General features: G+C 71.0%; 5 protein-coding genes. 2 read left to right on the plus strand and 3 right to left on the minus strand.

What is annotated here, in order from left to right; translation table 11 throughout:
* The first annotated feature begins 152 nt into the window (after nucleotides 1-152).
* Both FL311_RS40665 and FL311_RS40670 read left to right on the plus strand, forming a co-directional pair.
* Nucleotides 153-470 carry a DUF4398 domain-containing protein gene (locus FL311_RS40665; RefSeq protein ID WP_141333012.1) on the plus strand — a complete coding sequence of 106 codons (318 nt, stop codon included), beginning with the start codon at nucleotides 153-155 and terminating at the stop codon, nucleotides 468-470.
* A gap of 17 nt (nucleotides 471-487) precedes the next feature.
* Nucleotides 488-1,894: an OmpA family protein gene (locus FL311_RS40670; protein ID WP_141333013.1), complete on the plus strand. Its 1,407-nt coding sequence runs from the start codon at nucleotides 488-490 to the stop codon at nucleotides 1,892-1,894.
* Between the two features lie 507 nt (nucleotides 1,895-2,401).
* On the opposite strand, the gene truD is transcribed toward FL311_RS40670, so the two are convergent.
* From truD to FL311_RS40685, 3 genes are all read right to left on the minus strand, one after another.
* A complete protein-coding gene (gene truD / locus FL311_RS40675; RefSeq protein WP_141333014.1) occupies nucleotides 2,402-3,427 on the minus strand; it encodes a tRNA pseudouridine(13) synthase TruD in 1,026 nt (341 codons plus the stop codon).
* Nucleotides 3,424-4,776 carry a DUF4388 domain-containing protein gene (locus FL311_RS40680; protein WP_141333015.1) on the minus strand — a complete coding sequence of 451 codons (1,353 nt, stop codon included), beginning with the start codon at nucleotides 4,774-4,776 and terminating at the stop codon, nucleotides 3,424-3,426. The genes truD and FL311_RS40680 overlap by 4 nt, the downstream gene beginning before the upstream one ends.
* Nucleotides 4,777-4,784: 8 nt before the next feature.
* Nucleotides 4,785-5,606: thioredoxin domain-containing protein (locus FL311_RS40685; protein WP_141333016.1), on the minus strand; the 822-nt coding region annotated here is incomplete at its 5' end.

Below are 5,606 nucleotides of genomic sequence, written 5' to 3' on the forward strand. Positions count from 1 at the left end.
CGGGAGGGGGACGATGGCAAGCCATGCGCCGGCCGTCAAAGTCCCTGGCGCCGGGCCGCCCCCCCCTCCAACAGGGTCTGCCCGATTCTTGACCCCCCAAGAGGCGATTGATACGACCGATGCCTCTGTCCCTCCTCTAGAGGCGCCACGCTATGAAGAAGCTGACGGTGCTGGTGGCGGTGGCCGGGGCGCTCGCCGCATGCGGCCCCGTGAAGTCCACCGCGAACATCCTCGACGCCGAAGTCCAGATTCAGGCCGCGCGCACGGCCGGAGCCGACAAGCTGGCTCCGTACGAGTGGACCGCCGCGAACCTGTACCTCGACAAGGCGCGCGAGGAGGTTGGCTACTCCGACTATCAAGCCGGCGTGGACTTCGCGGTGAAGGCGTCGCGCTTCGCCAACGAGGCGCGCGAGAAGGCCATGTCCGTGTCGGGCAGCAGTGACACCGGCGAGAGGACCCCGAACCCGTGACGCTCCGAGTGCTCCCGATGACGCGTCCCTGTCTTGTAGCGCTCCTGTCCCTCCTGCTCGCCAGCTGCGTGAGCGGCAGCAAGATTCGCGCGGACACCCAGGTGCTCGCCGCGGACGTCGAGCGCGCCCGCCGCAGCGGCGCCTTGCGCTGCGCGCCGGTGGAGCTGGCCACCGCGGAGGCCCACCTCGACTTCGCCAAGGGCGAGCTGAGCCAGGGCAACAGCGGCCGCGCCGCCTCGCACGTGCGGCTGGCGGACACGGCGGTAGACCGGGCGCTGGAGCTGTCGAAGAGCTGCGGTCCCCGGCAGGTGCTGGTGCGCGAGCGCCCCGAGGCCCCGCAGGCGACGACGCCCGAGCCCCAGAAGCCGCCCCAGGTCGTGGTGCGCATCGAGGAGACGGACAGCGACGGCGACGGCGTGCTGGACAAGGACGACCCCTGCCCCGACCAGGCCGAGGACAAGGACGGCTTCCAGGACGAGGACGGCTGCCCGGACCCGGACAACGACAACGACGGCGTGCTCGACGCCAACGACAAGTGCCCGCTGGAGCCCGGCGTGCTGGAGAACCAGGGCTGCCCCGCGCTCGCGCCGACGGACCGCGACGGCGACGGCATCAACGACAACCTGGACAAGTGCCCGGACCAGCCCGAGGACAAGGACGGCTTCCAGGACGAGGACGGCTGCCCCGACCTGGACAACGACAATGACGGGGTCGTGGACACGCAGGACAAGTGCCCCAACGAGTTCGGCCCCATCCAGAACCTGGGCTGCCCGGACCGGGACAACGACGGCGTCAACGACGGCCAGGACAAGTGCCCGGACGAGCCCGAGGACAAGGACGGCTTCCAGGACGAGGACGGCTGCCCCGACCTGGACAACGACGCCGACGGCCTGGCGGACGCCCAGGACAAGTGCCCCAACGAGGCGGGCCCGCCGGAGAACTCGGGCTGCCCGGACAAGGACACGGACAACGACGGCGTGGTGGACCGCCTGGATGCGTGCGTGGACGAGCCCGGCACCAAGGAGCAGCGCGGCTGCCCGAAGCAGTACAAGAACGTGGTCATCAAGAAGGACCGCATCGAGATCAAGAAGCAGATCCTCTTCTCCTCGGGCTCCGCGCGGATCCTCGGCAACAAGCAGAACAACGGCATCCTCGACGACGTGGCGCAGGCGCTGCGTGACGCTCCGTGGATCGCCAAGGTCCGCATCGAGGGCCACACCGACTCGCTGGGCAAGGACGAGGCGAACCTGAAGCTGTCCCAGAAGCGCGCCGACGCGGTGATGGCGCAGCTGTTGCGGCGCAACATCGACCCGGGTCGGATGGAGGCGGTGGGCTTCGGTGAGACGCGGCCCATCGGCCCGAACACCACCAAGGCGGGCCGCGCGCAGAACCGCCGCACGGAGTTCAACATCATCACGCAGTGACTTCCGCTCCACGCGGAAGCAGGCACAGCGCCTCCCGGGCTTCGTCCCGCGGAGGCGCTTGGCTTTCAGGGGTGCGTCACCGCGTGGGAAGGACCGCCCCTCGCGAGGACAAAGGCGCCTGCCGCCGCGCCAGCGTCCAGGGGTGCGTCACCGCGCGGGACGGACCGCCCCTCGCGAGGACACAAGGCGCCTGCCGCCGCGCCTGCGTCCAGGGGCCCGTCATCGCGCGGGGCGGGCATCCCTCGTGATGACTCGGGGCCTTCCAGGCGCGGCGCCCACGGCGGGGCCCGCGCCGTCATCCCGGGCGAGCGGCTGGCTGGAGCGCCCGAGCATGCGAAGGGCCTCAAGCCTGACATCGGGGCCGTCATCGGATGAGCGCGGTGGCCGCGGGGCCGGCCCCCGGTCCACAGGGCCCGATGGCCCGGGAATCAAGCCTGGCGCAAGCCAGCTCTCGCGCCGGCGGCAATATCGGAACGGGGCGGACAACGCCGCCTCGACGCCTCCAGTTCAGTCGTCCTTGAGCAGCTCGTGGAGGACCTCGGTGGCGTACGCGCCCCGGGGCAGCTCGAAGGTGAGCCACAGGTCTTCACCTTCGGGCGTCAGCTCGGGCGAGCCCAGGCGGACGCGGTACGGCCTGCGCCCTCCCTCCGTCTCGCCGCCGCCGCGCTTGAAGTCGTCCAGCGTGACGCCCTCACCCGCGAGCAGCCTCGCCTCCACCTCCGCCACCTCGCCCGCGGAGGCCGTCATCTTCGGGCCGAACAGCGGCCCCGCCGGGCTCACCTCGAACGCGGCGACGCGCGGCCCGTCCACCTCCGGCGCCTCGCACACGAAGAGGCCGCCGGTCTCCTCCTTGCGCAGCACGTCCCCCAGCAGGGCCGTGGACAAGGTGCCCGCGCGCACGCGGTCCGCGAGCGCCCGGTTGAAGATGCGCGACTGGAAGGCGGAGAGGTACAGCTTGCGCTGGAAGCGCTCCGGCCGCTTCGGCAGCCGCTGCCCCAGCACCAGCAGGCGCCCCAGGTCCGCGTTGTCACCCGCGCGGCCGAAGCGCTGCTCGCCGAAGTAGTTGGGCACGCCGCCCGCGGACAGCCGCGTGAAGGACTCCCGCGCCGCGCCCACGTCGCGCACGCCGCGCAGGCGCAGGCGGAAGCGATTGCCCTTCAGGTGCCCGGTCCGCAGCTTGTTGCCGTGCCGGCGCGACCACAGCACCTGCACGCCCTCCAGCGCGAAGTCGCCCAGCTTGGGCTCCGCGCGCGCGGGCACCGAGATGAGCTGCCGCGTGACGGCCTGCCGGTCCTTCATGCCCGCGACGCCCACGTCGTCCTCGGACACGCCCAGCACCTGGGACAGCGCGCGCACCACCTCGCGCGTGTCCCGGCCCCGCTTCTCCAGCCACAGGTAGAGGTGCTCGCCCTCGCCCGAGGGCTGATAGGCGGGGAGCTCCTCGACCTCGAAGTCCTCGGGGACCAGCTTGAAACCACCACCACAGCCGGGGACATCCGCCGTCAACCGCGGCCAATCCGAATCCGTCGTCACGAGCCCTCGAGCGTCGCCAGCAGCTTCTTCACACGACGGGCGAGGTCCTCGTCCGCGCGCGACTCCAACAGCTCACCGGCCTGGAACAACAAGAAGAACATCACGTCGCTGAGCGCCTGCTTGAAGGAGGCCAGCGGCTCGGAGCCCAGCTGCGCGTGGTGCCGCTCGAAGGACTCCATCAGCTTCGCCTCGGCCAGGCTGCCGTCCGCCTGGAAGGACAGCCCCTCCAACACCGGCGAGGACGACAGCGCCTGCCCGGACAGCGCGGCGTTGGCGGCGGCGATGAACTCGCGGTCCATGCCCTGCTTGGCCACCTCGTCGCGAATCTCCCGGAAGATGAAGTTGAACACGCGCGCCGCCGGACGCGGGTCCACCGTGGGCGCAGCGCTCGCCGCGGGCTTTCCCTGCGCGGTGCCACCCTGCCCCACCGACTGCCCCGGCGTCGGAGCGCTCCCCGTCGCGACGGCCGCGGGCCCCACGGGCACCAGCAGCGGCTTGTCCGTCACCGACGCGAAGCCGCCCTCGAGCAGGCGGAAGACCACCTTGGTGATGTCGAACTCCGACAGCCGCGCCGCGTGCCCCAGCTCCAGGATGGTGCGGCGCCCGTCGACCAGCCCCAGCACCCGGTCCTCGTCCTCCTCCAGCTTGCCGTCGGAGCCGCGCTTCTTGGCCACGTACAGCCGGCCGTGGGGGATGCGCTTCCGGAAGTGCGCCATCTCGTCGATCTTCCGGATGCTGTCCATCAGCAGGCTCTGGGTGGAGAGCTGGATGGAGTGATTGGCCTTCTCGTCGACCGGCTGGTCGATGAGGAAGAAGCTCCCCTCCCGGCACAGCACGATGGCGTGGAAGATCTCACTGACCTGGTGCGTGACGCACTTGAAGAGGTCGTGCGCCTGCAACAGCCCCTTCTCCACCAGCGCGCGGCCCACCTTGGACGGAGGCTGGCCCTTCAGCGCGGCCTCCACCTGGGGCCGCTCCACGTAGCCCAGGCGCACCAGCACCTCGCCCAGCCGGTCCGCCGGGTCATCCGACGACGCGCCCCGCACCTCGCCGTCGCGGAACGTCACCGAGCGCTCGCCGCCGGGCGAGTGCACCCGGATGATGCCGCTCCAGCGCGACTGGCTGAGGAAGGCCATCAGGTCCGACAGCGGGAAGCCGCCCGCGTCGCCGGAGAGCACCACCCGGGGCGCGGGGATGCTGCCGCCCTCGCTGGGCCCCCGGGAGAAGATGAGCAGGTCCGGCGCCGTGGGCATCAGCGCGTACGTCCCCGAGCGCCCCGCCAACGGAGAGGGGCTCTGGCGATCCTCGGGGACGAGCTGCCCCGCGTCGATGCGGAACCGTTGCGTCATCTGCCGCGTCAGTCAGCCGCCCAGGCGTTCTTGTTCGTCACCCACTCCAGCTCATCCTCCAGGCTGTGGGTGAGCAGCTCCTCCTGGATGAAGCTCAAATCCAGCGCCCGGCCGTTGAAGTACACCGTCGGCGTGCCCGACAGCCCGGCCGCGCGGCCCTGGTTGCGGAAGCCCTCCAGCTCCTGCTTGTACGAGTCCGACTTGAGCACCGCCGCCAGCCGGTCCTCCTCCAGCCCCAGCTTCTTCGCCAGCGCCACCAGGGCCTCCGGCTTGAGGTTGTCCTGGTTCTCGAAGAGCGCGTCGTGCATCTGCCAGAACTTGCCCTGGTCTCGCGCCCACAGCGCCGCCTGGGCCGCCGGCACCGCGTTGACGTGGTTGGACAGCGGGAAGGGCAGGTAGCAGAAGCGCACCTGGGAGGCGTTCTTCTTCGCGAAGGCCTCCAGCACCGGCCGCGCCTTGGCGCAGTACGGGCACTCGAAGTCGGAGAACTCCACCACCGTCACCGGAGCGGACGCGGAGCCCATGCACATGCGCTCGTCCACCTTGAACTTCGCGCGCTGCTCGCGGAAGGCGCCGTAGTACTGGGACAGCTGGACGATGACCTCCGTGGCCGGGCTGCCCTCGGACACCATGCGCGCGGCCACCCGCGCCATGCGCTTGGCGTGGCGGCAGCCGGTGTGCGACTTCAGGCAGGCCCCCAGCGTGTGGGGGCAGCCGCAGTAGCAGAACTCATCGCTGAGGACCGTGGCCAGCTCCCGCTTGGAGGCCGCCGACAGCGAGGAGAAGTCCATGCCGGGGATGCCCAAGAGCGCCTGGGAGGGGTCCGCCGG

Origin of the sequence: Myxococcus sp. AB025B, assembly GCF_006518215.1 — a bacterium.
In the GTDB taxonomy this organism is placed as follows: Bacteria; Myxococcota; Myxococcia; order Myxococcales; family Myxococcaceae; genus Myxococcus; species Myxococcus fulvus.